Source organism: Streptomyces sp. NPDC000594 (assembly GCF_040299965.1).
Lineage (GTDB): Bacteria > Actinomycetota > Actinomycetes > Streptomycetales > Streptomycetaceae > Streptomyces.
Genome location: NZ_JBEPCY010000007.1, coordinates 35,863 through 58,978 on the forward strand (window position 1 = coordinate 35,863; position 23,116 = coordinate 58,978).

General features: G+C 73.1%; 16 protein-coding genes. 6 read left to right on the plus strand and 10 right to left on the minus strand.

Annotation, left to right across the window (positions count from 1 at the left end; all coding sequences use genetic code 11):
* Positions 1–36: 36 nt before the first annotated feature.
* Together ABT354_RS12950 and ABT354_RS12955 are read right to left on the minus strand one after the other, a co-directional pair.
* The gene (locus ABT354_RS12950; RefSeq protein WP_351492685.1) at positions 37–618 is read right to left on the minus strand and encodes a DoxX family protein; all 582 of its coding nucleotides are present in this window, start codon (positions 616–618) and stop codon (positions 37–39) included.
* Between the two features lie 922 nt (positions 619–1,540).
* Positions 1,541–2,074, minus strand: coding sequence for a hypothetical protein (locus ABT354_RS12955; protein WP_351492687.1), 534 nt, complete (start codon positions 2,072–2,074; stop codon positions 1,541–1,543).
* A gap of 358 nt (positions 2,075–2,432) precedes the next feature.
* Between ABT354_RS12955 and ABT354_RS12960 the strand changes: the two genes are divergently transcribed.
* A complete protein-coding gene (locus tag ABT354_RS12960) occupies positions 2,433–3,323 on the plus strand; it encodes an SGNH/GDSL hydrolase family protein (RefSeq protein WP_351492689.1) in 891 nt (296 codons plus the stop codon).
* Positions 3,324–3,423: 100 nt separating this feature from the next.
* Here ABT354_RS12960 and ABT354_RS12965 read toward each other — a convergent pair whose 3' ends face one another.
* Together ABT354_RS12965 and ABT354_RS12970 are read right to left on the minus strand one after the other, a co-directional pair.
* Positions 3,424–4,185, minus strand: coding sequence for a hypothetical protein (locus ABT354_RS12965; RefSeq protein WP_351492691.1), 762 nt, complete (start codon positions 4,183–4,185; stop codon positions 3,424–3,426).
* 260 nt (positions 4,186–4,445) lie between these two features.
* The gene (locus tag ABT354_RS12970) at positions 4,446–6,872 is read right to left on the minus strand and encodes an ATP-binding cassette domain-containing protein (protein WP_351492693.1); all 2,427 of its coding nucleotides are present in this window, start codon (positions 6,870–6,872) and stop codon (positions 4,446–4,448) included.
* A gap of 336 nt (positions 6,873–7,208) precedes the next feature.
* Here ABT354_RS12970 and ABT354_RS12975 point away from each other — a divergent pair, with 336 nt between their 5' ends.
* Both ABT354_RS12975 and ABT354_RS12980 read left to right on the plus strand, forming a co-directional pair.
* Positions 7,209–9,554 (plus strand): chitinase C-terminal domain-containing protein, encoded by a 2,346-nt coding sequence (locus ABT354_RS12975; RefSeq protein WP_351492695.1) that lies wholly within the window; start codon positions 7,209–7,211, stop codon positions 9,552–9,554.
* A gap of 254 nt (positions 9,555–9,808) precedes the next feature.
* Positions 9,809–11,050: an alpha/beta hydrolase family protein gene (locus ABT354_RS12980; RefSeq protein WP_351492697.1), complete on the plus strand. Its 1,242-nt coding sequence runs from the start codon at positions 9,809–9,811 to the stop codon at positions 11,048–11,050.
* A 140-nt stretch (positions 11,051–11,190) separates the two neighbouring features.
* Here ABT354_RS12980 and ABT354_RS12985 read toward each other — a convergent pair whose 3' ends face one another.
* Together ABT354_RS12985 and ABT354_RS12990 are read right to left on the minus strand one after the other, a co-directional pair.
* The gene (locus ABT354_RS12985; RefSeq protein ID WP_351492699.1) at positions 11,191–12,138 is read right to left on the minus strand and encodes an N-acetyltransferase; all 948 of its coding nucleotides are present in this window, start codon (positions 12,136–12,138) and stop codon (positions 11,191–11,193) included.
* A 140-nt stretch (positions 12,139–12,278) separates the two neighbouring features.
* Complete coding sequence (locus ABT354_RS12990; RefSeq protein WP_351492701.1) at positions 12,279–13,448, minus strand: alpha/beta hydrolase; 1,170 nt, start codon at positions 13,446–13,448, stop codon at positions 12,279–12,281.
* A gap of 352 nt (positions 13,449–13,800) precedes the next feature.
* On the opposite strand from ABT354_RS12990, the gene ABT354_RS12995 reads away from it, so the two are divergent.
* Positions 13,801–15,486 carry an ATP-binding cassette domain-containing protein gene (locus ABT354_RS12995; RefSeq protein WP_351492704.1) on the plus strand — a complete coding sequence of 562 codons (1,686 nt, stop codon included), beginning with the start codon at positions 13,801–13,803 and terminating at the stop codon, positions 15,484–15,486.
* Between the two features lie 70 nt (positions 15,487–15,556).
* On the opposite strand, the gene ABT354_RS13000 is transcribed toward ABT354_RS12995, so the two are convergent.
* The 3 genes from ABT354_RS13000 to ABT354_RS13010 all read right to left on the minus strand — a co-directional run bounded on the left by ABT354_RS13000 (position 15,557) and on the right by ABT354_RS13010 (position 20,220).
* Positions 15,557–17,011, minus strand: a complete 1,455-nt coding sequence (locus ABT354_RS13000) for an aminotransferase class V-fold PLP-dependent enzyme (RefSeq protein WP_351492706.1) — start codon at positions 17,009–17,011, stop codon at positions 15,557–15,559.
* 165 nt (positions 17,012–17,176) lie between these two features.
* On the minus strand, positions 17,177–18,526 hold the full coding sequence (locus ABT354_RS13005) for a cytochrome P450 (protein WP_351492708.1): 1,350 nt from the start codon (positions 18,524–18,526) through the stop codon (positions 17,177–17,179).
* Between the two features lie 281 nt (positions 18,527–18,807).
* On the minus strand, positions 18,808–20,220 hold the full coding sequence (locus ABT354_RS13010; protein WP_351492710.1) for a cytochrome P450: 1,413 nt from the start codon (positions 20,218–20,220) through the stop codon (positions 18,808–18,810).
* A 507-nt stretch (positions 20,221–20,727) separates the two neighbouring features.
* On the opposite strand from ABT354_RS13010, the gene ABT354_RS13015 reads away from it, so the two are divergent.
* A complete protein-coding gene (locus tag ABT354_RS13015) occupies positions 20,728–21,309 on the plus strand; it encodes an RNA polymerase sigma factor (protein ID WP_351492712.1) in 582 nt (193 codons plus the stop codon).
* Entirely contained in the window at positions 21,306–22,322 is a 1,017-nt protein-coding gene (locus tag ABT354_RS13020; protein WP_351492714.1) for a hypothetical protein, read from the plus strand. The genes ABT354_RS13015 and ABT354_RS13020 overlap by 4 nt, the downstream gene beginning before the upstream one ends.
* Positions 22,323–22,402: 80 nt before the next feature.
* Here the strand turns inward: ABT354_RS13020 and ABT354_RS13025 are convergent, their stop codons facing one another.
* Entirely contained in the window at positions 22,403–22,996 is a 594-nt protein-coding gene (locus tag ABT354_RS13025) for a sigma-70 family RNA polymerase sigma factor (RefSeq protein ID WP_351492716.1), read from the minus strand.
* Between the last annotated feature and the right edge of the window lie 120 nt (positions 22,997–23,116).

The following is a 23,116-nucleotide window of genomic DNA, read 5'->3' on the forward strand; positions in this document are numbered from 1 at the left end:
GGCCAGCCGGTCCTCAGGGGCGTGCGGGTGCCGCGCTCACTGGGGTGCGGACCCCCGCCGGTGGCGCCGTCCCGCCGTGGTGGCACGACGGGCCGGCCCGCCACACCATTCATCCACCGCGACCGCGAGGCAGGCGGCGATGAGGACGACATTCTTGATGATGTACTGCCCTTCCAGCGTGGGGGTGCCGGTCTGGCCGTCCCACATTTCCGCCGGCAGCACGACCAGCGCGGAGAAGACCCCGATCATATGGAGGAAGAAGGCGATCAGGACGGGGCGGAGCAGGATCCCGGTGACCAGCCCGAGACCGATACCGGTCTCGAAGAGCGCCAGAAGCGGTCGGGAGACCTCCGCCGGGACAAAGCCGAAGGTGAGCGCCTTCATGGTACGGGTGGCGACATCCTCGGCGGGGCTGGCACCGGGCACGAATTTCATCAGTCCGAAGAAGATGAAGACGAGCCCGATGGAAACCCGCTGAACGGTGGTGCTGTGGGGCCGGTAGCGAATGAGTGCGGAGGTGAGGACGTCCCTGCCCCGAGCGGGCAGAGCGGGCCGAGGGGGTGAAGTGGCGGTGGAGGTGGAGAGGCCGCCGCGGTGTCCGCCGATGGGTCCGGTCATCGTCAGTCCTTCCTGATCGGATGCCGTCCGGTCCGCAGGTGAGGCTTCCCGGCCGGAGCCGGGGTGCGGAGCGGGGCGCCGCCGTCGCGAGTCGTTCCCGTGGGGTGGGAACGGCCGGTCCATGGCACGGCTTCCGCTGCCCGCGTCCGCGTGGGGGCGGGTGTGCGGGTGCTGCCGTACCGACGTGCCGGACGGAACGCATCCGATGTGGGGGGTCGGGCCTCCGCGTGGGGAGCGGGGGCCGAGTGGTGGCAGAGGGACCGATTGACCCATGGCCGGTGCGCCTGGGCTCTTGTCCGCTGTCCAGGGCCGGACAAGAAATGGCCCCTCTGTAATGCTGTGGGGGGTAGGGGTCGGCCCCGGACCTGATCAGGCCCGGCTTCTCCCCCTGAGTGTGCCCTCGCGGGCAGTGGCCTCGGCCCGGGTCAGTGGGCCGGTGGCGGCGGTTGCCTCCTCCCTCCATGGCGATGCCCCGGCCCCGGTCACGGCCCCAGTGATGGCGGGAAGTGCGCGGGGAGGGCACCGCGCGCCGTCCGTTCCGGTGCTGTGCCATACGGTTCGGAATGCGCCGGAAGGTTTCCGTTCATGGGCACAACTCCTCACCGCGGGCTGCCGGAACGGCGGTGGACGTGGTGAACTCGGCAACACGTTATAAGTTCTTGTCCGTCCAGTAAAGGTCTGGACCAATACCCGGTAATGCGACTTTCGGGCCGTCATCCGACCCTCGGGCCAGGGGAGTTGACCCGCCGGGGGCTTCAGGGAACAGCGCGGGGGCGCCGCCGGGGGTCCGGTACGGGCCTTCCGCCGAAGCGGAGACGGGAACGCGTTATCACCACGTGAGCGAAACCACAGCGGCCAGGGGACACCACAGCACCGTGCCGCCCGCCCCGGAGGACCGGGGCGGGCGGCACGGAGGACAGGCTCAGCTCCAGGGGTTGGACGCCTGGTCGTTGATCGCCGTCCAGAAACGGACCCCCAGGGGCACATCCCCGTACGCGTAGTAGCTCCAGCCACCGGAGTACTCCAGGTTCGGCCCATGACGGCCGTCATGGAACTCCGCCATCCGCCAGCCCGTACCGAAGGTGTTCGCACAGACCTGGTCGGCGACGGCACGACTGGTCAGCCGATTGCCCCGGATGGGCCGGGTGGCGGCGACCTCACCGCGCGCCCAGCCCGCGTAGAAGTCGGGCACCAGCCCGGCGGGGACCGGGCTGTTGTTGATCCTCAGACAGAGCAACGGCAGCACGGAGGTGGTCGGGGTGTCCCCCACATAGGGATCGCTGAGCGGTCCGCCGCCGACATGGACCGTGCCGCTCGGACCGTCACCGAGCAGGGTCCAGGTCATCGCCACCGGGGCCTTCGGGGCGGGCGGCGCCGCGACGGCGGGGGCGGTCGAGGTCCCGAGGGCCGCCAGAACGGCGGCACCGAGGGCGATACGGGATACGAACCTGCGCACGGAGGTCTCCTCAATGATGTGACTCACGACACGTACCGCGACATCCGTGAATTCTTCACGTTCTCCACGTTTCCCCCCAAGAACAGAACCGGCCAGCTCGCTCGATGACCGGACGGGACGCCACCGGTGAACGTCACCGGACCCCGATCGGTACCTGACCAAGGGCACCGCCCCCGGCCGGTGGTGTCCCTGGTGCCCAAGGGGCGGAAGTGGTCCGCGGCGGAGCGTCGGGATCCGGGCAAGGTGGCGACCGTACTGAACGAAGGCACAGGCCGGGCCCGTTCAACCGGTCACCGTTCGGGGCCGAACAGACGGTTCGACCCCCCAGCGCCACCTTTCTCGGAGGAGAGATCTCTCGATGCGCAGCCGCAGACCGCTTGTGCTCCTCGCCATCGCCGCCCTGACGACCGGACTGATGATCGGCGGCCCGGCGGGTGCCTCGGCGGAGCCGGCCGGGGCCGGGAACACCGCGGCCCAGGCGGAACCGACCTACTACGTCTCCCTCGGCGACTCGCTCGCCAGCGGCTTCCAGCCGGACGCCCAGGCGGACACCAACCAGTCGTACACCGACAAGCTCTTCACCCAGCTGAAGCGGACCGACGCGAATCTGCGCCACATCAAGCTCGGCTGCACGGGCGAGACCACCGTCACCCTGATCAACGGTGGTATCTGCACCTACAAGGACAGCGCCGGGAAGACCGTCTCGCAGCTGGCGAAGGCGGTGGACTTCCTCAAGGTCAACGGCGTCCAGGTGAAGTTCCTGTCGCTGAACATCGGCGGCAATGACATCGGGGCCTGCTTCATCAACAACGCCATCGACATCCCCTGCACCCTGCGGGCGCTGAGGACGGTGGACACCAATGTCGGCCGGATCACCTCGGGGCTGAACGCCGCGGCGAGCAACCAGACGCATCTGGCGGGCGCCAACTCCTTCAACCCCTTCCTGGTGACCTTCCTCAATGGCGCGGAGGGCCAGAGGACGGCCCTCCAGTCGGCCGGCGGACAGCAGTCCTTCAACGAGATCGTGGCCAAGCACTACCGGGCCAACCACTTCTCGCTGGCCGACTTCGCGACCGCGTACGCCTCCTTCTCCTTCACCCCGGAGGTCGATGTGCCGGGCTTCGGCAGGATCCCGGCGAATGTGGCCAAGCTCTGCCAGCTGACCTTCGTCTGCGGGGCGCTCCAGGACATCCACCCCAACCCGGCGGGCCACCAGGTCCTGGCCGACGCGGTGCGGCCCGCTCTGTAATCCCCTCCCCGGGACCGGCGGCCCGGGGCCCGGCCACCCCTCACCGCGCCCGGTGAGGGGTGGTTCCGCGCGGCCGTGGCACCCGGCCGGGCCCGCCGGATCAGACCCGGTGGCCCCGCACCCCGGAGAGCAGCCCGCCCCAGGAGGTGTGGCCGGAGAAGACATCCCGCTCCCAGGTGTGGGCGAGCAGCCGCAGACTGCGGCAGCCGCCGGGGAAGGGGATGGTGAGATCGAGGATATGGGGGCGGCGCCCGTCCGGCCCACCGAAGGCGGGCAGGGCGCCGCGCCCCTGCGCGGGGGTGTACTGGGCGGCGAACGGCCGGACCGAGGAGATGTCCAGCCTGCCCCGGCGGCCGTCGTGGTCCATCACCCAGACACCGGGCCAGTCGGCGGCGGTGAAGCCCTGGGCGGGCGGACCGGGCCGGGCGGAGCGGCTCAGGCTGAGCCCGAAGGGGGTCCCCCTCCAGTCGGTCCAGCCGGCCGCGCGGGCCGCGTCACCGCCGCAGAGATAGGCCTGGAACTCCTGGTCCTGGGTCTGGTCGACCCGGAAGCGCAGCCCCCGGCCGTGCTGCACGGTGAAGCCGTGCACCGCATAGCGGCGCCCGGCGCGGCGATAACAGCCCAGCCTGACGGGCACATCCGGGGCGGTGCCCGCGCCACCGCCGGGCAGGGGGTCGAGGACCAGCTCGCCGTGCCAGCCGTCATGGTCCATCTGCCAGCGCCCGGACCAGATCCCGTCCGCCCGGGGCAGCTCCCGCTCCGGGCCCGGCGGTCCGGGCGGCGGCGCCGGTGGCGGCAGGGGCGGGGGCGGCAGGGGCGGGGCTGCGGCGGTACGGTGGTCGGCGCGCGGGCGGTCCGGCACGGCGGCTCTCCCTCCGGTCCCTGGGACGCCGCCCGGTGGACGGACGGCGGAATGCCGCGGGGGCGGCACGAGGAGGACACCCAGACGGCCAGGTTAGCCGCGGCTCTCCTCGGTCAAACGGTTCTCCACCGCCACCCGAAAGCGTGGTTTACCGGCGTGGCGCGGCGGGCCCGGCGGACGGCCCTCGTCCGCCGAGCCGCCGGGCCTCCAGGCCGCCGGGCCTCCGGGCCGTCGGGCCTCCAGGCCGTCGGGCCTCCGGGTCAGACTCCGGCTCCGGCTCCGGCGGTGTAGCGGCGCAGATGCTCCGCCGTCCGGGTGTCCGCGCCCGCGACCAGATCGGCGGGGGTACCGGTGAAGACCACCCGCCCGCCGTCGTGTCCGCCGCCCGGACCGATGTCGATCAGCCAGTCGGCGTGGGCCATCACCGCCAGATGGTGCTCGATGACGACGACCGTGTTCCCCTCCTCGACCAGCCGGTCGAGAAGGGCGAGCAGCTGGTCCACATCGGCCAGGTGCAGTCCGGTGGTGGGCTCGTCGAGGACATAGACGGAGGACTTCTCCGCCATGTGGATGGCGAGCTTCAGCCGCTGGCGCTCGCCCCCGGAGAGGGTGTTCAGCGGCTGGCCGAGCCGCAGATAGCCGAGCCCCACGTCCTGGAGCCGGCCGAGCAGGGTGTGGGGCTGTCCGGTGGGGAAGAAGGCGTACGCCTCGGTCACCGACAGGGCGAGCACCTCACTGATGTTCTTGCCGCGCAGCCGGTAGGAGAGCACCTCCGGGGTGAACCGCCGGCCCTCGCACTCCTCGCAGACGGAGGCGGTGGGGGCCATCATCGCCAGCTCGGTATGGATGAGTCCGAGCCCGTTGCAGGTGGGGCAGGCCCCCTCGGAGTTGGCGCTGAAGAGCGCGGGCCGGACTCCATTGGCCTTGGCGAAGGCGTTGCGGATCGGGCCGAGCAGCCCGGTGTAGGTGGCGGGGTTGGAGCGGCGCGAGCCGCGGATCGGGGACTGGTCGGCGACGACGACTCCCTCGCGCGGCGCGAGATAGCCATGGATCAGGGAGCTTTTGCCGGAGCCCGCGACGCCGGTCACCACCGTGAGCACCCCGGTGGGGATGTCGACGGAGACATCCTGGAGGTTGTGGAGGTCGGCGCCCCGGATGGCGAGGTGGCCCCGCGGGGTGCGCACCCGCTCGCGCAGCCGGGCCCGGTGGCCGAGATGGCGTCCGGTGAGGGTGCCGGAGGCGCGCAGTCCGGCGACATCGCCGCTGTAGCAGAGGGTGCCGCCCGCCTCGCCCGCGCCGGGGCCGATGTCCACGACATGGTCGGCGATGGCGATGACCTCGGGCTTGTGCTCCACCACCAGCACGGTGTTGCCCTTGTCCCGCAGCCTCAGCAGCAGATCGTTCATCCGCTGGACGTCATGCGGGTGGAGCCCTGTCGTCGGCTCGTCGAAGACATAGGTGACATCGGTGAGGCTGGAGCCGAGATGACGGACCATCTTCACCCGCTGCGCCTCACCGCCGGAGAGGGTGGAGGCGGCGCGGTCCAGGCTCAGATAGCCGAGGCCGATCTCCACCAGGGAGTCCAGCAGCTCGCGGAGGCCGGTGAGCAGCGGGGCGACGGAGGGCTCGTCGAGGGTGCGGACAAAGGCGACGAGATCGCTGATCTGCATCGCCGAGCACTCGGCGATGTTGACCCCGCCGATCCGGCAGGAGAGCGCGGCGCGGGTGAGCCTGCTGCCCTCGCACTCGGGGCAGCGGGTGAAGACCACGGCCCGGTCCACAAAGGCGCGGATGTGCGGCTGGAGGGCCTCGCGGTCCTTGGCGAGCCAGGTCCGCCGCAACCGGGTGACCAGTCCTTCGTAGGTGAAGTTGTTCGTGCCCACCTTCACCTTGACGGGCTCCTTGTGGAGGAGGTCGGCCCACTCCCGCTCGGTGAAGTCGGCGACCTTGCGGGCCGGGTCGTAGAAGCCGGAGGAGACCATGATCGACCAGGGCCAGGAGTCCACCGTGAAGCCGGGTACGGTGATCGCCCCGTCGTTGAGCGACCGGTCCCGGTCGATCAGCTGGTCGATGTCGATGTCGGGGACCTCGCCGAGGCCTTCGCACCGGGGGCACATGCCCTCGGGCACATTGAAGCTGAAGGCGCCGGAGGTGCCGATGTGCGGGGTGCCGAGGCGGCTGAAGACGATCCGCAGCATGGTGGAGGCGTCGGTGGCGGTGCCCACGGTGGAGCGGGAGTTGGCGCCCATCCGCTCCTGGTCCACGACGATGGCGGCGCTGAGGTTGTGGAGTCCGTCGACCTCGGGGCGGCCGAGGCTGGGCATGAAGGACTGGACGAACGCGGTGTAGGTCTCGTTGATCAGTCGCTGGGACTCGGCCGCGATGGTGCCGAAGACCAGGCTGGACTTGCCGGATCCGGAGACTCCGGTGAAGACGGTGAGGCGGCGTTTGGGGAGGTCGACGTCTATCCCGCGGAGATTGTTCTCGCGGGCTCCCCGTACCTGGATCACGGCGTGGGAGTCGGCGGGCGCACCGGCGTACGGAGTCCGTTCCGCCGTCGGGACGTTCTCCGCGGTCGGGGTCCGTTCCACGGTCGGGGCACTGTCCGCGGTCGGGGTCCGTTCCGCGGTCGGAACGGTGTCCGCGGTGGGGATGGGGCCTGCCAACGGGGTCCGGTCTGCGGTCATCTGAGGGTCCTTGTCCATGGTCCGTGCTGAGCTGCGATGTACTGGTTGCGGGGCCCGGCCCCGCGCCTTCGGGGCGCCGGCCGGAACGGGCGACCGGGGGTCGGACTCCGCACACCGGAGGAAATCATCGCCGACCGCATCACTCCACCCCGTTTAAATGGTCCAGACCTATTGACGGGCTGGTCTAGTCCTTTTAGTCTCTGCTCACCTCCGCGGATCCGGTTCCGGGCGTGCGCACGCCCGGCTCCAACAACGCTCCACCCCCACGTTTGTTGAGCGATACCGATCACCCGAGCCCCTCGCCGGGCACGGTCCCCCCACCAGGAGGATCAGAACGTGCTGTCCCCCACCCGTACCCGAGCGTCGCTGCTCGCAGCCGGCACCGCCGTCGCCGCGCTGCTGACCGGCTCGCTCTCGGCGGGAGCCGCTCAGGCAGCTCCCGCCCCCGAGGCGGGAACCACCGCCTCCGCCCATGAGTCCTGTCGCCCGGAGGGGCTGTACAAGACGCCCGGCGTCGATGTCCCGTACTGCTCGGTCTACGACAACCAGGGCCGCGAGAAGATGGGCGCCGACCACCAGCGCCGCATCATCGGGTACTTCACCAACTGGCGTACCGGCAAGGACGGCAGGCCCGCCTACCTCGCCAACAACATTCCGTGGAACAAGATCACGCACATCAACTACGCGTTCGCGGCGATCGACTCCACCAACAAGATCACTGTCGGCACCGACGGACCGAACAACGCGAACACCGGGATGACCTGGCCGGGCGTCGCGGGTGCCGAGATGGACCCGGCGGTTCCGTACAAGGGCCACTTCAACCAGCTGACCAAGTTCAAGAAGCAGCACCCGGATGTGAAGACGCTGATCTCGGTCGGCGGCTGGACGGACACCGGCGGCTACACCAACGACGCGGGCCAGCGGGTCGGCTCCGGCGGCTTCTACTCGATGACGACCAACGCCGACGGCTCGGTGAACCAGGCGGGCATCAACACCTTCGCCGACTCGGCCGTCGCCTTCATCAAGAAGTACGGCTTCAACGGCGTCGACATCGACTACGAGTACCCGACCACGATGAAGGACGCGGGTCACCCCGCGGACTGGGCGCTCGCCAACGGCCGCCGCGCCGGTCTGGTCAAGAGCTACGCCGCGCTGATGAAGACCCTGCGCGAGAAGCTGGACCGCGCGGGCGCCACCGACGGCAAGCACTACATGCTGACCGTGGCCGCCCCCTCCTCCGGCTATCTGCTGCGCGGCATGGAGACCTTCCAGGTCCAGAAGTACCTGGACTACGTCAACATCATGTCGTACGACCTGCACGGCACCTGGAACGAGCACGTCGGTCCGCAGGCCTCGCTCTTCGACGACGGCAAGGACACCGAGCTGGCCGGGGCGGGTGTCTACTCCACGTCCCAGTACGGCGGCATCGGCTACCTCAACACCGACTGGGCCTACCACTACTTCCGCGGCTCCATGCCGGCCGGCCGTATCAACATCGGTCTGCCGTCCTACTCCCGCGGCTGGAAGAACGTCCAGGGCGGCACCGACGGCCTGTGGGGCAAGGCGGCATCGACCAACTGCCCGGCCGGCACCGGGCTGACCAAGTGCGGTGACGGCGCGGTCGGCGTCGACAACCTCTGGCACGAGACCGACAGCAACGGTGTCGAGGCCCCCGCGGGCTTCAACCCGATGTGGCACGCCAAGAACCTGGAGCGGGGCATCGTCCCCGACTACCTCCCCCAGTTCGGTCTGCCCGCCAACACCTCGCTGACCGGCACCTACACCCGTAAGTACGACTCGACGCTGGTCGCGCCGTGGCTGTGGAACGCCCAGAAGAAGGTCTTCCTCTCCACCGAGGACGAGCAGTCCATCGCCGCCAAGGCCGACTATGTGGTGCGCAAGGGCATCGGCGGCACCATGATGTGGGAGCTGGCCGGCGACTACGGCTGGAACGCCGGCAAGGGCCAGTTCGAGGCCGGTGACACCCTCACCACCACGATGTACGACAAGTTCAAGGCGGCCACCCCGTACGGCAGCAAGAAGGCCGCCGCGGCGCCCGCCATGCCCACCGACGTGATCAACGTGGACGCGGAGTTCGGCCAGTTCGCCCTGGGTGACTCCAACTACCCGATCAGCCCCAAGCTGAAGATCACCAACAACACCACGGTGGCGCTGCCCGGCGGTACGGAGTTCCAGTTCGACTACGCGACCTCCGCCCCGAACAACGCCAAGGACCAGTCCGGCTTCGGCACCACGATCATCCGCAGCGACCACACCGGTAACAATGTGGGCGGTCTGAAGGGCGACTTCCACCGGGTCTCGCTGAAGCTCCCGGCCTGGCAGACGGTGGCCCCGGGTGCCTCGGTGGAGCTGGACTTCGTCTACTACTCCCCCGTGTCGACCCCGTCCAACTGGACGGTGACCTTCGGCGGCAAGACCTACGGCATCGCCGGTGACCTGGCCCGCGGAGTGACCCTGGTCCAGCCCACCGACGGCTCGGGCCCCGGCGGACCGGGCGGCGGCACCTGCACCGCCCCGGCGTGGACCGCGACCGGTGAGTACGGAACCAACGCGACCGTGTCCCACAAGGGCCGCACCTACAAGGCCAAGTGGTGGAACAAGGGCGACGAGCCCGGCACCACCGGCCAGTGGGGGGTGTGGACGGACCAGGGTGCCTGCTGACCCGGTACGTCCCACCTGCTGAACTCGAAGGCCCCCGGCGGCGGTGTCCCTGGCCCATCCGCCACCGGGGGCCTTCGTCCTGCCCCGCCCGGTACGCGCCACGGCCGTACCGGGCGGGGCATCCTGGCATGGGGCGGGTCCCGCGTCATCCTCCTGGGGAAGGCTCCGGACACCCGACCACCGTGGGATCCGCCCTTCCCGGACGGTACGTGAGGCTGACGCGCACCGCCGCCCGGACCTCTAGCCTTCGCCCCATGATCCACTCGATCCGAACGTTCCGATGGACGCGCGCGGCCACGACCGCCGCGCTCGCCCTCACCCTCGTCCTGCCCCTGGCCGGTACCGCCCCGGCCACGGCCGCCCCCGCCGGCCCGGTGGGCCCGGCCGCCGCGAGCGCCCCCGCCGCCTTACCCGCCGCCTCCTCCGTCCCCGCCGTCCCCGCCGGGCGGATCACCCTGCCCCGGCCCACCGGACGGCACTCCATCGGCAGCGAGATCCTCCATCTCGTCGACCGCTCCCGCGAGGACCCCTGGGTGCCCACCGCCGACGGCCGCGAGCTGATGCTCACCCTGCACTACCCGGCACGCCCGGGGTCCGGCCGGACCGCCCCCTATGCCACCCCCGGGGAGGCCGCGGCCCTCGTCAAGGGGCTGAACATCGACACGGCGGTGGACGCCGACCGGCTGAGCGCGATGCGCACCCACAGCCGACCGGGAGCCCGGCCCGTCCGGGGCAAGCACCCCCTGGTGGTGCTCTCCCCCGGCTTCAGCGTCTCCCGCTACACCCTCACCTCCCTCGCGGAGGAGCTGGCGAGCCGGGGGTATGTGGTCGTGTCGCTGGACCATGCCCATGAGTCCTTCGGTATCGCCGTGCCCGGCGGACGGCAGCTGGACTGTGTCGCCTGTGCGCCGATCTTCAGCGGTGAGGCGCATCCCGGGATCGTCACCGCGGCCCGCGCCGCGGACACCTCCTTCGTCCTGGACCGGCTCCTGGGGACCCGCTCCCCCTGGCGCCACTCGGGGATGATCGACCGGAGGCGCGTCGGGATGGGCGGCCACTCCATCGGCGGGGCGAGCGCTCTCTCCACGATGGTCGCGGACACCCGGGTGCGCGCCGGGTTCAACATGGACGGCGCCTTCTGGGACACCCTGCCCGCCGAAGGGCTGCGCGGACGCCCGTTCCTGATGCTGGGGACCCATGACGAGGTCCATCTGCCCGGTGGACGGGACACCACCTGGGACACCACCTGGCCCACCCTCGACGGCTGGAAGCGATGGCTGACCGTCGCGGGCTCACACCACCTGACCTTCTCCGACTATCCGGTCATCGTCCGCAACTTCGGTCTGCCCGAGCCCGGAATCCCCCATGACCGGGCCGTCATCGTCACCCGGCGCTATGTCACCGCTTTCCTCGACCGGCATCTGCGCGGCCGGGCGGCGCCCCTGCTGAACGGGCCCTCGACGGCCCATCCCGAGGTGTTCTTCCAGCACCACTGAGCAGCCACCACCGAACAGGACCGCTGACCAGGACCGCCGAGCAGCACTGCTGAGCGGCACGGCCGGGACACCGGGCGGGGCGGCACCGGGGGGGGAAGACCGGTGCCGCCCCCTTCCGGGACCGCCGTGGCGGTGGCGGCTCAGCTCCGCGCGGGGCGGTGCTCCCAGCCGCGTGCGGTACGGGTCAACTCGCCGAACCCGGCGGCGGTGAGGGCCGCCGTCTCCCCGGGCTCGTCCTCGTCCGGATAGGCGAGGACCCGGTCGACACCGCACAGCTCCAGCCAGCGGCGGGCCTCGCCGAGGAGCCAGGGCAGCAGCGCGGGGGCGGGGTCGTCGGGCAGCTCCAGGGCCGAGATGTCGGCGGTGCCGCCGGAGCGGGCGTGGCGCTCGGGACGTTCGAGGTTGGTGTCGAGTTCCAGGTACGCCACCTCCCCGTCCCCGTCCCGGAGGGTCAGCCGGGTGGTGCCGAGGTCACCGAGGGTGCGGTGGAGGGTGTGGCCCGGCAGGGGCGCCCCCGACGGGGCGGGCAGCGCGGTCACCGGGGCGATGAGCAGGATCTCGGTGTCCCCGGTGTGGACGAAGCCCGCGCGCTCCAGGGTGGCGCGGATGTGCGGCCACTGGGCGGGGACGCCGTAGACCCCGGGGACGGGCAGGGTGCCGTCGCCCAGCCGGGAGCGGACCTGCCAGCGGGTGAGCCGGGCGAGGCAGGCGGCGGCCAGCAGATCGGCCGGGTGCGCGGCGCCGGGGTCCGCCGGCGCCCCGGGCTCCGGCCCCTCCTCCGGGTAGTGGAGCAGCCAGGAGATCTGGCCGGTGTCGCGGTAGTCGGGGCCGACTTCGGCGTCGTCGCGGTAGCGCAGCAGATGGGCGGCGGCGACGATGCGCCGCTCCCGCTCGACGACCAGGGTGGCGCGCTCGGCGACCCAGGGGTCGGTGATGTACTCGTCCGGGCAGCGCTCCAGGCTGCTGAGGACGGTGTTCACCGAGGCGGCGGCGCCGGGGACGACGGCGGCGGCGTGCGCGTTGACCAGCGCGGTCAGTTGATCGCGGTCCTCGCGGTGGAAGGGGCGCACCAAGGGCGAAGAGGGCATGACTGGGCCTCCGTGGGTGATCGTTCGGGGAGGCCGCCATGCGATGCGGTACGTGGATCACCCTAGCATTCGCGCCGGCGCGGGTGCCGGTCCCCGGGCTCCGGGGACCGGCGGCGGTTCAGCGGGCGCGGCGGCCGGGGTCAGTGGTCGCGGAGCCAGTGGAAGGCGAGGTCCGGGTGGCGGGGGGACGGCCGGTCCAGGAGCGGGGCGGGGCGGCCGGCGAGGAAGCGGCCGAAGAAGGCGACCGCGCAGGCCCGGACCGTCCGGGTGGCCCGGTCGGCGGGGAGGGTGCCGAAGAATTCGCGCCAGAGCGGCTCGGGCCAGGTGGTCCGCAGCCCGAGGGGCTCGGCGTACCCGGTGAGGTCGGTGGCGCTGAGATGGCCGCCGCCCGTGAGCAGGAGATGGCGGCCCCATCCCCGGTGGGCGGCGCGCCACCGGGTCCAGCTCTCGTGCTCGGGCGAGGAGGTCAGCAGCAGGAAGGGGCGGTCGAGGCCGGTGTCGGGGACGGTGGTGCCGAAGAGCCCGCCGTCCAGGTCGAGCCCGGCGGCGAACCGCCGGTCCTGGCGCATCGCCTCGGCCGCGGCGGCACCGCCCATCGAGTGGCCGAGGATCCCGATCCGGGACGGTACGAGTCCCCGCGCCGCGAGGGTGTCCGCGACGCTCCGCAGATCGGCGGCGCGTACCCCCGTCTCCAGCCGGTCCTGGGTGTCCCAGTCGGCGGGGGCGTCGGGGAGGTTGCCGAGGATCAGCCGCCCGTCGGGGAAGCGGACCGCCGCGGCGTCGTGGGTGTGGTCCACCGCCGCCACCAGATGGCCGTGCGAGGCGAGTTCGGTGGCGAGGGATGTGGTCATCCAGCGGGTGGCGCCCCGGCCGTGGCTGACCAGGATCAGGGTGGGCCGGCGGGGGACCCGGCGGGCCGCCCGTACCCCGGTGCGGATCCGGGCGAGGGACCCCCGGGGGACCGCCCAGGAGTCCTCCAGGACCGCGGCGGTCCCCCGGTCGGTGTACGGAACGGAACCGGTCCCGGTGGTGCCGTACCCCGCCCTGTCGTCGTCGCCCCCGCCGCCGTCGCCGTCGCACAGGGGGAACCAGAGCTGCACCATCAGCTCCCGGGGCCCCGGCCGCTCCGCGAAGGGGTCGGTGCGGGAGGCGTCCACCACGGGGAACGAGCGGGTGCCGACGGGGCGGCCACCGGTCGGCGGCGGCAGCCGGAGCGCCCCCGGCCCGGTCGCCGCGGCGGAGGGGGCGGACAGCGCGGCCAGGGCGGCGGCCCCGCCGGCTCCCAGCAGCAGTGAACGGCGAGCGAGCACCCGTACCTCCCGGTCCGGGGGCGCGGGTTGCGCCCGGATCACCGGCCACCCTATGGGTCTGGACCAATCCAGGGGAGAGGCCGGAACGATCTCCTCGCACCGGATCGCGGGAACGTGTACGGGACGGCCGGGACGCGCGGCGGCTCCCCGGGAAGTCCCGCCGGAATCCCGGGAAATCCCACCGGAGTCCCCGGGAGGTCCCGCCGGCCCCCGGCCGCCCCGGGGAGCCGGCCCCGCACGGGTGATCCGCGCGGCGCCGGGGTGACCCACAGGTGTGCCCCGCCACCACCCGGGGCAGGGCTGGGGAGTCGGCGGGACCCGTACGGTGGTCCGGGCCGGAGCGCACGGGACGGTGAGGGCACTGACAGAGACCGGATGCACGGTGGCGCGGGGCGCACGGATCCAGGCCACCGGGGCCGGGGTACGGCTGCGCGACGGACGGGAGGTCCTGCACGGGATCACCCTGGACATCGCCCCCGGCCGGATCACCGGGATCGCGGGCGGCAGCGGCACGGGCAAGACCCTCCTCCTGGAGACCCTCGCGGGGATCCGCCGGCCCACCCGGGGCCGGGTGGGCCACGACGGACGCGAACCGGCCGCCGCGGCCGTGCCCTTCGGCTTCGTCCCCCAGGACGATCTGCTCCACCGGGGGCTCGGCCTCCGCCGCAGCCTGGTGTACGCGGCCCGGCTGCGCGGCGCCGCCCCGGACGCCGTCGACCGGGTCCTCGGCGAGCTGGGGCTGGCGGCACGGGCCGGTCAGCGGCTCGCCACCCTCAGCGGCGGCGAGCGCAAACGGGCCGGTATCGCGGTGGAGTTGCTGACCCGCCCCCGGGTGCTCTTCCTGGACGAACCCACCTCGGGCCTCGACCCGGCCACCGGCACCCGGCTCCTGGACACCCTCGCCGCCCTCGCCGCCGAGGGCGTCACCATCGTCCTCACCACCCACTCCCCCGCCGATCTGAGCCGCTGCGACCAGGTCGTCCTGCTCGCCCCCGACGGCTCCGCCGCCCATACCGGCACCCCGGAGGAGCTGCTGAGCCGGTACGGGACACGGGACTTGGGCGAGGTCTGGACCGCCGTCGCCGAGTCCCCGCCCCCGGCCATGACCCCCGGGGCGCCGGAGCCACCCGCCGAGCCCGATCCGTCGTCCTCCGGCGCCCGGGGCCGGTCACCCGGGCGGACCGGCCCCGGCCCGTTCGCCCAGTGGCTGCTGCTCACCCGGCGCGGCGGCGAACTGCTGCTCGGCGACCGGCCCGCCGCCGCGATCGTGGTGGGCTCCCCCCTCATGATCGTGGCGATGTTCGCGCTGCTCTTCCGGCCCGGGGTCTTCGACCCGGCGCACCCCAGCCCGTCGGCCACCGCCATGGTGCTCTTCTGGATCGCGTTCGGCGGCTTCTTCTTCGGTCTCGCCTATGGACTGCTCCAGATCTGCGCGGAGCTGGCCGTGGTCCGCCGCGAACGCCTCACCGTGCTGCGCCTCGGCCCCTATATCGCCTCCAAGGTCACCCTGCTGCTGCCGCTGCTGGCCCTCGCCGACGCGCTGCTGCTGGCCGTCCTGCGGGCCGGGGACCGGCTGCCGCCCGCCGGGGCCGGGGTGTACGGCTCGCTCTTCGTCAGCACCGCCCTCGGCTCGGCGGCGGGGCTCGCCCTCGGGCTGCTCACCTCGGCGGTGGTGGCGGACCCGGCCCGTGCGGCGCTGGCCCTGCCGCTGCTCTGCTTCCCGCAGGTGCTCTTCTCCGGGGCGTTCGTGCCCGTACCGCTGATGGCGGGGGCGGGACAGGTACTCAGTGCCGCCATGAGCAACCGCTGGGCCTTCGAGGCACTGGGGGCGGGCGCCGGGGTGGAGGAGCTGTGGGCGCGGGGGGCCTCCGCGCTCGGACCGCCGCTGCTCGCCTCGTACGGGGACACCTTCGCGCACGCGCCCTGGACCCGCTGGCTGCTGCTGACCGCCTTCACCCTGGTGCTGCTGGTGCTCGCCGGATGGGTGCTGCACCGCCGCTGTGCCACGCTCGCCCGGCCGCTCGGCGCCCGCCGCTGAACGGACCACCGGGAGCCGGCGGCCCAGTTCAACCGCCCAGCAGCTCAACCGCCCCCGGCAGCTCAACCGCTCAGCAGCTCAGCCGTGGCGGCAGCCCCTCCGCCGCCGGGGTGCGGTCGCGATAGGTCCGCTCCAGGAAGCGCAGCAGGGTGTCCACGTCCCCCGGCCCCGACGGGATACCGAGCGAGACCCGGACGGCGCCCGCCGACGGCAGTCCGAGCCGGGTCAGATACTCCTCCAGGTCCGCGCTTCCGCCGCGCCGCCCCACCCGTCCCAGCAGCCGCCTGCCGATCCCGAAGGCCGCCTCACCCGCCCCCGGGTTGCAGAAGCACCCCGTCCGCAGGGAGATCCGGGCCCGTGAGCTGTCCCGGGCCACGATCCGCTCGTCCACCACCCGGCCGAGCGGGTCGAGGACATTGAATGCCACCGTGCCGCCCCGGCAGTGCGTGGTGCGCGGCCCGTACAGCCGTATCAGCGGGCGGGTGTCGCTGTGCCGCAGCCCGGTCAGGCCCGACAGCAACCGGTCGGTGAGCGCGGCGACATGGTCGTGGACGGCGTCGATACCGAGGGACTCGATCCAGTCGAGGCCGGTGCACACCTCGGGGATGGCATGGAAGTCGAGCGTGCCGTCCTCGAAGGCGGCCGGGCCCGGGGCGAGCCGGTGCCACTGGCCGAGCGCGCTGGCCACCTGGATGGTGCCGCCGGAGAACCAGGGGCGCCGCAGCAACTCCAGCGCGCGGTTGCGCGCTATCAGACAGCCGACCCCGGTCGGATAGCCGAACACCTTGTACCAGCTCAGTACGGTGAAGTCGGCGGGCCAGCAGTCCAGCCGCAGCCTGCTGGACCCGGCGAAGGCGGCGGCGTCGAGCAGGACATGCCAGCCGCGCTCGCGGGCGTACGGGATCCAGTCCAGGGGGTGGCGCACCCCGCTGAAGTTGCTCTGCGCCGGGAAGGCGAAGAGTCCGCGCCCCCGCCGGGCCAGCGCCTTCCGCAGGACGGGTTCCGACACCCGCAGCCCGGATCCGGCGAGCGGCACATAGGCGGTCCGCGCGTGCCGGGCCCGCGCGAACTCCCGCAGCCCGTTGACGGAGTTGTGGTTGTCGGCGGTGAGCAGCAGCCCGGTCCGGCGGCGGAAGGGGTAGCTCTCGCCGACGAGCCGGCAGGCGGCGGTGGCGTTGGCGGTGAAGATCACCGTGAACTCGGCGGGGTCGGCCCCGGCGAAGTCGAGGATCCGCTCCCGCGCCCGCTCCACCAGCGCGGTGCTGGGGGCCGATGCCGGGCTGTCGGTGTGCGGATTGCCGAAGACGCCCCGGGTGAGGCGTTCGGTCTGGGCGTGGAGCTGGCGGCGGGCGGGCAGGGCCGCGCCGGTGTGGTCGAGATAGATATGGCGGGTCTCGTCGAGATAGCCGTACTCGGCTGCCCGGACCCGGGCGAAGCGGGCGAACGGGTCGAGCGGGTCGGAACCTCCCGGCTCGGATCTTCCCCTGGATCGTCGGCCGTCGGTCCCGGTGACGTTCTCGGTCATGCCATCCCCTGTCCGGCTCCCCGGTTCCCAGGATGCGTCGGGGCGGGCGCGGCGGCAAGAACGCCGACCGGCACCGCTGGAGCCGACGGTGGTGCCCCGGACCGGCGGCGGGCCCGCCGGTCCGCCGGAGCGGCGGCACCCGCCGGGGCCCATGGCGTACCGCCCTCAGGGGGTACGGGCCCGTACGGTCATGGGGACATGGTCGGGGTGGGCCATCGCGGAGGCCGCCTCACGGGTGGTGTGGCCGCCGGTGGGCCGCAGCCGCCAGCGGGCGAGAACGGTGGCGAGGGCGATGGTGGCCTCGGTCCAGGAGAAGGCGTCCCCGATGCACTTGCGGCTGCCCGCGCCGAAGGGGACGAACGCCTCCCGGGGCACCGACTCCCGGCGTCCGGGGAGCCAGCGGTCCGGGTCGAAGCGGTCGGGGTTCTCGTAGAGCGCCGGGTCGCGGTGGACGGCGTACAGGCTGAAGGCGATCTCCATGCCGGCCGGCAGCCGGTGGCCCGCCAGCTCCACGGGCTCGGTGGTCCGGCGCATCAGCAGGGTGACCCCGTGCAGCCGGATCGTCTCGTCCAGGACCCGGCGCACATGCTCCAGCCGGGGGATGTCCGCGACGGTGACCGGGCGCCGCCCCACCACCGCGTCCACCTCGGCCAGGACCCGTTCCTCGGCCTCGGGGTGGTGGGCGAGTTCATGGAAGGCCCAGGCGAGGGTGGAGGCGGTGGTCTCGGTCCCGGCGAAGAGGATGGTGACCAGCTCGTCCCGGACCTCCTCGTCGGTGAGCCCGGCGCCGGTCTCCTCGTCGCGCGCGTCCAGCAGCAGCGAGAGCAGATCGGGCGCCCCGGTGCGGCCGGCCTCCCGGGTGGAGGCCACCACCGTGTCGATGACGGACCGCAGACTCGCCGTGGCCCGGTCGAAGTCCCGGTTGGAGCGGACCGGGAGATGGTCGAGGAGCCGGGGCGAGGCCGCCCGCAGCAGCATGTTCTTCAGGATGACGGGCAGATCGCGCCGGACGGCGGCGACGGCGGGCCGGCCGATGTCGGTGGAGAACATCGTCTCGGCGAGGGTCTCGATGGCGTACTCGCCCATGACCTGTTCCACGGCGATCTCCCGGCCGTCCGTCCAGGAGTCGGCGAGTTCGACCGCGCGCCGGCTCATCACCTCGGCGTATCCGTCGATCCGGGAGCGGTGGAACACCGGCTGGATCAGCCTGCGGTGGGTACGGTGCAGCTCGCCGCCCGCGTTGGCCAGGCCATTGCCGACCAGGGGGCGCACCCGGTCGTAGAGACGGCCCTTCTCGAAGGAGCGCGCCTGGGCCACGGTGATCTGGTGGATCAGGCCGGCGCTGGTGGCGACGCAGACGGGCAGGGTGCCGATCCGTACCCGGACCAGCTCCCCGGTCTCGCGCAGCGAGCGGAGGAAGCCGAGGGGGTCCCGGGCGAGTCTGAGGGTGTGGCCGAGCAGGGGCAGGGCGCCGGGGGCGGTGGGGATGCGGTCCAGTGCGACGGACGACGCCACGGGGGAACTCCTCGTTCAGGGGATCGTTCGGGAGACCACTCAAAGAAACGTATCTTCAGCCACATCCGGGCGGTTGTCCCTCGGCTGCCCCGCACCTCCCGCCGCCCCCTCCCTTCCCAGGAAGGCACACGGGCATGCGCTGCCCGGGAAGGCACATGGACAGGGAGCACCCGGGAAGGCACACGGGCGAGGGGGCACCCCGCAGGATCCCGCAGGACGGGTCCGCCGCCGGGGGCGGACCCGGCGGCGGGGGCGGACCCGGCGGCGGGGGCGGGGACGGGTCAGCCGCGCCGCGACTTCCACCAGGAGCGCGGCCCCTGCTCCGCGGGGTGTGCCCCGGCCGGACCGGGCTCCGCCGGAACGGGCGCCGGACCCGGCGGCCGGCTGCCCTCCACGGACCCGGGGGGCGACGTCAGCTCCGGCCGGGGGGCGAACCGTACCGGCAGGGTGTCCACCCGCTGCGTCATCCAGGCGGCGCTGGTGGAGAGTTCGGCGGCCGAGACCGACAGTTCGAGCCCCGGCAGCAGGGTCAGCAGGGTGTCGATGCCGGTATCGGCGATGGCCCGGCCGATGTCCCGCCCCGGGCACTCGTGCGGCCCGCTGCTGAAGGACAGGTGGGAGCGGTTGCCGTGCACCGGGGCCGCGAGATCGGGCCGGATCCGGGGGTCGACATTCCCCGCCGCGACCCCGAGCAGCAGCATGTCCCCCTCCTTGATCTGGTAACCGCCGAGGACGGTGTCCCCGGTCGCCCAGCGCCCCGGGACCACCGAGAGCGGCGGGGCGTCCCACAGGACCTGCTCCAGCGCGTCGGGCAGGGTCATCTGACCACCCGACAGACTGGCCCGGAACCGGCGGTCGGTGAGGACCAGGCGCAGGGTGTTGGCGATCAGATTGACCGTGGTCTCGTTGGAGGCGATCAGCACCAGCCGCAGATGCTCGACGATCTCCTCCTCGGTCAGGGCCGACCCATGGGCGATCAGCGAGCTGGCGAGGTCCCGGCCGGGGCGCTCCCGCTTGCGCCGTACCAGCGCCCGCAGGGTAGTGACCACGAAGTCATTGCTGGCCAGGGCGGTCTCGCTGCCCTTCATCAGATCGATGCAGGCGGCGACCAGCCGGGGGCCGTTCTCCTCCGGCATCCCCAGCAGCTGGGTCATCACCAGCATCGGCAGCCGCTCGGCGTAGTCCCGTATCAGATCGGCCTCGCCCCGGTCGGCGAAGGCGGCGACCAGCTGCCGGGTGTGCCGGGTGACATGGCGGCGTACCCCATGGCGGTTGAAGTGGGTGAGGCCGTCGGTGACCGCGCCGCGCAGCCGGGCGTGGTCGTCGCCGTCGGAGAAGACACAGAGCGGCTGCCAGCCGATCATCGGATGCAGCGGGGAGTCGGCGGACACCCGCCGCTGCCGGAACATCGACCAGCGGCGGGAGTCCCGTGAGTAGAGCGACGGGGTCCGCATGACCTCCAGGTTCTCCCGGTGGCCGAGCACCAGCCAGGCGGGGAGATCACCGTGGAGCAGCACCGGTGCCACCGGCCCGTACTCCCGGCGCAGCCGCTCGTACAGCGCCGGGGGGTCGGCCTCCGCCGCCGGTCCGTAGAGCCGGTGCAGTCCGTCCGGGCCCAGGTCGTGGGCGGGGCAGCCGGGCGGCGGCACGGGTACGGAGACGTCCTGGGGGACGTCGGGGCGCGGGGTGGTCACAGGGCCTCCGAAGCCAGGGTGGGGAGCGCCCGGCGGGCGGACCGGACCGCACGGGCTCCCGGCGGGGCGCTCACGAACATCACTGCCGGCCCGGGTGCTGCCGGGCCACGGCCCCCGCCGCGGTCGTACAAGATCCCGAACCGCTGGCAGCATATCCCTGTTCGGTCAGGGCCGGACAAGCCGTCAGACGCCCCGGTGCGGGGCATGGTTCGCCCGGACCCGGCGGGTGCGGGACCGGGGCGGCGGTACGGGACCGGGGCGGCGATCGTGGTACGGGACCGGGCGGCGAGGGAGCGGGATCCGGACGGCGGTGGTACGGGATCCGGACGGCGCACCCCCGCGCCGCCGGGGCGATGTCACACTCCGGGCTCCCGGGCGCACCAGTAGTCCCCGGCGCCGTGCGGGAGCGGCGCCGCCAGGGTCTCAGGAGGTCTCCATGGAACCGGTGGTCCCCACACTGCGGCGGCGGGCGCGCCCGGCACGGGCCGTTGTCTCACCGGACGGGGTGTGAGCGCTGTGGCGGAGGAGGTGGCGGGGACGGAGCTGAGGGCCACCCGGGCCGTGGCGCAGCCGCAGCCCGGCCGGGAGCTGGCACAGGAGCTGCACGAGGCCGAGTATCCGGGGCTGGTGCGGTTCCTGCTGCTGAACGGGGCTTCGTGGGCCGAGGCCCAGGACGCGGCCCAGGACGCCTTCACCCAGATGTGCCGTCCTGGTGTACGGGTCTCCCATCCCAAGTCCTGGCTGCGGACGGTGGCCTGGCGCTCGTGGTTACGGCAGCAGGTGCGGCACGAGGAACCGTACGACCGGCTGCCGGAGACGCCCACGGCCCACTGGCAGACCCCGGCGTACGCGGTCGAACTCGGCACGGAGGAGCGCCGGGTGGTCGAGCTGCTGCTGCGGCTGCCCGCCAAGCAGCGGTCCGCGCTGGCGTGGAATCTGGACGGGTTCACCACCCAGGAGAGCGCCCGTGCGATGGGGATCAGTCCGGAGGCGGTCCGGCAGAACCTCTCCCGGGCGCGGGCCACGCTGAAGGAGTGGCTGGGGCTCGCGGAACCGCAGGGTGCCCGGGGCCGGGAGACGGACCGATGAGCGGCCCCGGGCGCGGCGGATCCGGGCCCCGGGACGGCACGGCCGCCGGGGCGGGTACGGGAGCGGCGGATACGGGTCTCACGGGTACGGGCGTCGCGGGTACGGGTCTGGACGAGGTGCTGGCGCGGGCGCACCGGGCGCTCGGGATCGCGGTCCAGGACGCGCTGACGGGCCGGGGCGGGCCGCCGGAGCCCCGGGATCCCGACCGTGCGCTGGCGCGGCTGCTGGCCTCGGCGCACCGGCAGACCCTGGCGGCGGTGGAGCAGCGCACCGACCGGCTGCGCCAGCGGGAGCGGGCGCGCCGTCCGGCCCGGGACGGCGGGCTGATGAGCCGTCCGGCGGCGGTCCGGCTCAAGTATCGCGAGGAGGCGCTGCGCATCGCGCGGGAGCACCGTCCGCAGGGGCTGCTGACGGCGGTGGGGCGGGCCCAACTGGCGGTGCAGTGGCTGATCGGGCTGTTGGAGGAGGGGCGGCCGGCCGGCCGGGCCCGGGGGGCGCTGGCACGGGCGGGCGAGGAGCTGGAGCGGGCGCTGGTGCTGCCCCGGGTGCCCCGGCTGCCGCCCGCGCTGACGGGCTACGCGTTCCTGGAGACGGCGCGGGAGCGGCTGGGGGTGCGGTCGGGGCGGCTGACGGAGCGGGCGAGCGGTTCGCTGGGGCTGCTGGAGACGGAGTTGCTGCCCCGGCTGGACGACAGCGGCAGCTGTGGGGCGGGGGCGCTGGAGGTGGCGCTGGACCTGGCCGACGATCTGGATCTGGTGCAGCGGGCGGGGATGGCGCTGCTGCGGGCGGTCCGCGAGGCGGAGGAGGCGGGGAACGACTTCCGGGGGGCGGATCTGCGGGATGTGTCCCTGGAGGGGCTGCCGCTGGAGGGGATCCGCTGGGACGCGCGGACGCTGTGGCCGCCGGGGTGGGAGTCACGGGTGCGGCGTGCCTCGCTGGCCATCGGGGAGGTGCCCGGCGTGCTGGTGGTGGGGCGCGAGCCGGGCGACCGTACCGTACGGGTGGACCGCTGAGCGGCGGGGGCGGTTCCGGCGCGGCCGCCGTGACCACGGCTGAGCGTCACCGCGCGGGGTGACGGCGCGGGTGGCGGTGCTCACGGCGGCCGGCGGTTCCCCAGGACCTGGGTGAGCGCGGCGATGCCGCGTGCGGTGTGGGTCTTGACCGAGCCGGGCGAGATGCCCATGGCCTTGGCTATCTCCCCCTCCTTGAGGCCCATCCAGTGCCTCAGGACCAGGGCCTCGCGCTGACGGGCCGGGAGCCGCTGGAGCGCGGTGACCAGCGCCCGCTGGTCGTCGTGGCGGAGTGCGGTGGACTCGGCGGAGACCACGGGGGGTTCGGCGAGCGCGGCCCCGCTGTGCTTGCGGACGATCTGGAGGTGGCGGATCCGCATCCGCGTCAGATTGCAGACGACGGAGCGCAGATAGGAGGCGGCCCGCTCGGCGTCGCGCAGTCTGCGCCAGCCCCGGTAGGTCTCGTAGTACGCCTCGGCGACGATGTTCTCCGGGTCGTCGGCGCCGAGCAGCGCGGCGAGCCGGAGCAGCGCCGGGTAGTGGTCCTCGAAGAGCCGGGCGAGCGCGGTGTCCCGCTCCTCCCCCGGCCGTCCGGCGGTACGGGTGGGACACCGGGGGTCGGCGGGGGGCCGGGCTCCCCTGGGGGCGGTCGGGGCATGCTCGGTCGAGGTCCTCATCGTCCTCCCTCCGTACCGGCCCGATCGTCCCGGATCTCCCTTCGCCACCTGCCACGACGTCGGCCGGTCGATCCCCTGACAGGCGCTCATGGAAGTCGGCCGGACACTCCGTGTCAACCA

Coding starts and splice junctions, on each gene's coding strand:
- ABT354_RS12950 (WP_351492685.1), bottom strand. CDS start 618: ATGACCGGACCCATCGGCGGACACCGCGGCGGCCTCTCCACCTCCACC.
- ABT354_RS12960 (WP_351492689.1), top strand. CDS start 2,433: ATGCGCAGCCGCAGACCGCTTGTGCTCCTCGCCATCGCCGCCCTGACG.
- ABT354_RS12970 (WP_351492693.1), bottom strand. CDS start 6,872: ATGACCGCAGACCGGACCCCGTTGGCAGGCCCCATCCCCACCGCGGAC.
- ABT354_RS12980 (WP_351492697.1), top strand. CDS start 9,809: ATGATCCACTCGATCCGAACGTTCCGATGGACGCGCGCGGCCACGACC.
- ABT354_RS12985 (WP_351492699.1), bottom strand. CDS start 12,138: ATGCCCTCTTCGCCCTTGGTGCGCCCCTTCCACCGCGAGGACCGCGAT.
- ABT354_RS13000 (WP_351492706.1), bottom strand. CDS start 17,011: ATGACCGAGAACGTCACCGGGACCGACGGCCGACGATCCAGGGGAAGA.
- ABT354_RS13020 (WP_351492714.1), top strand. CDS start 21,306: ATGAGCGGCCCCGGGCGCGGCGGATCCGGGCCCCGGGACGGCACGGCC.
- ABT354_RS13025 (WP_351492716.1), bottom strand. CDS start 22,996: ATGAGGACCTCGACCGAGCATGCCCCGACCGCCCCCAGGGGAGCCCGG.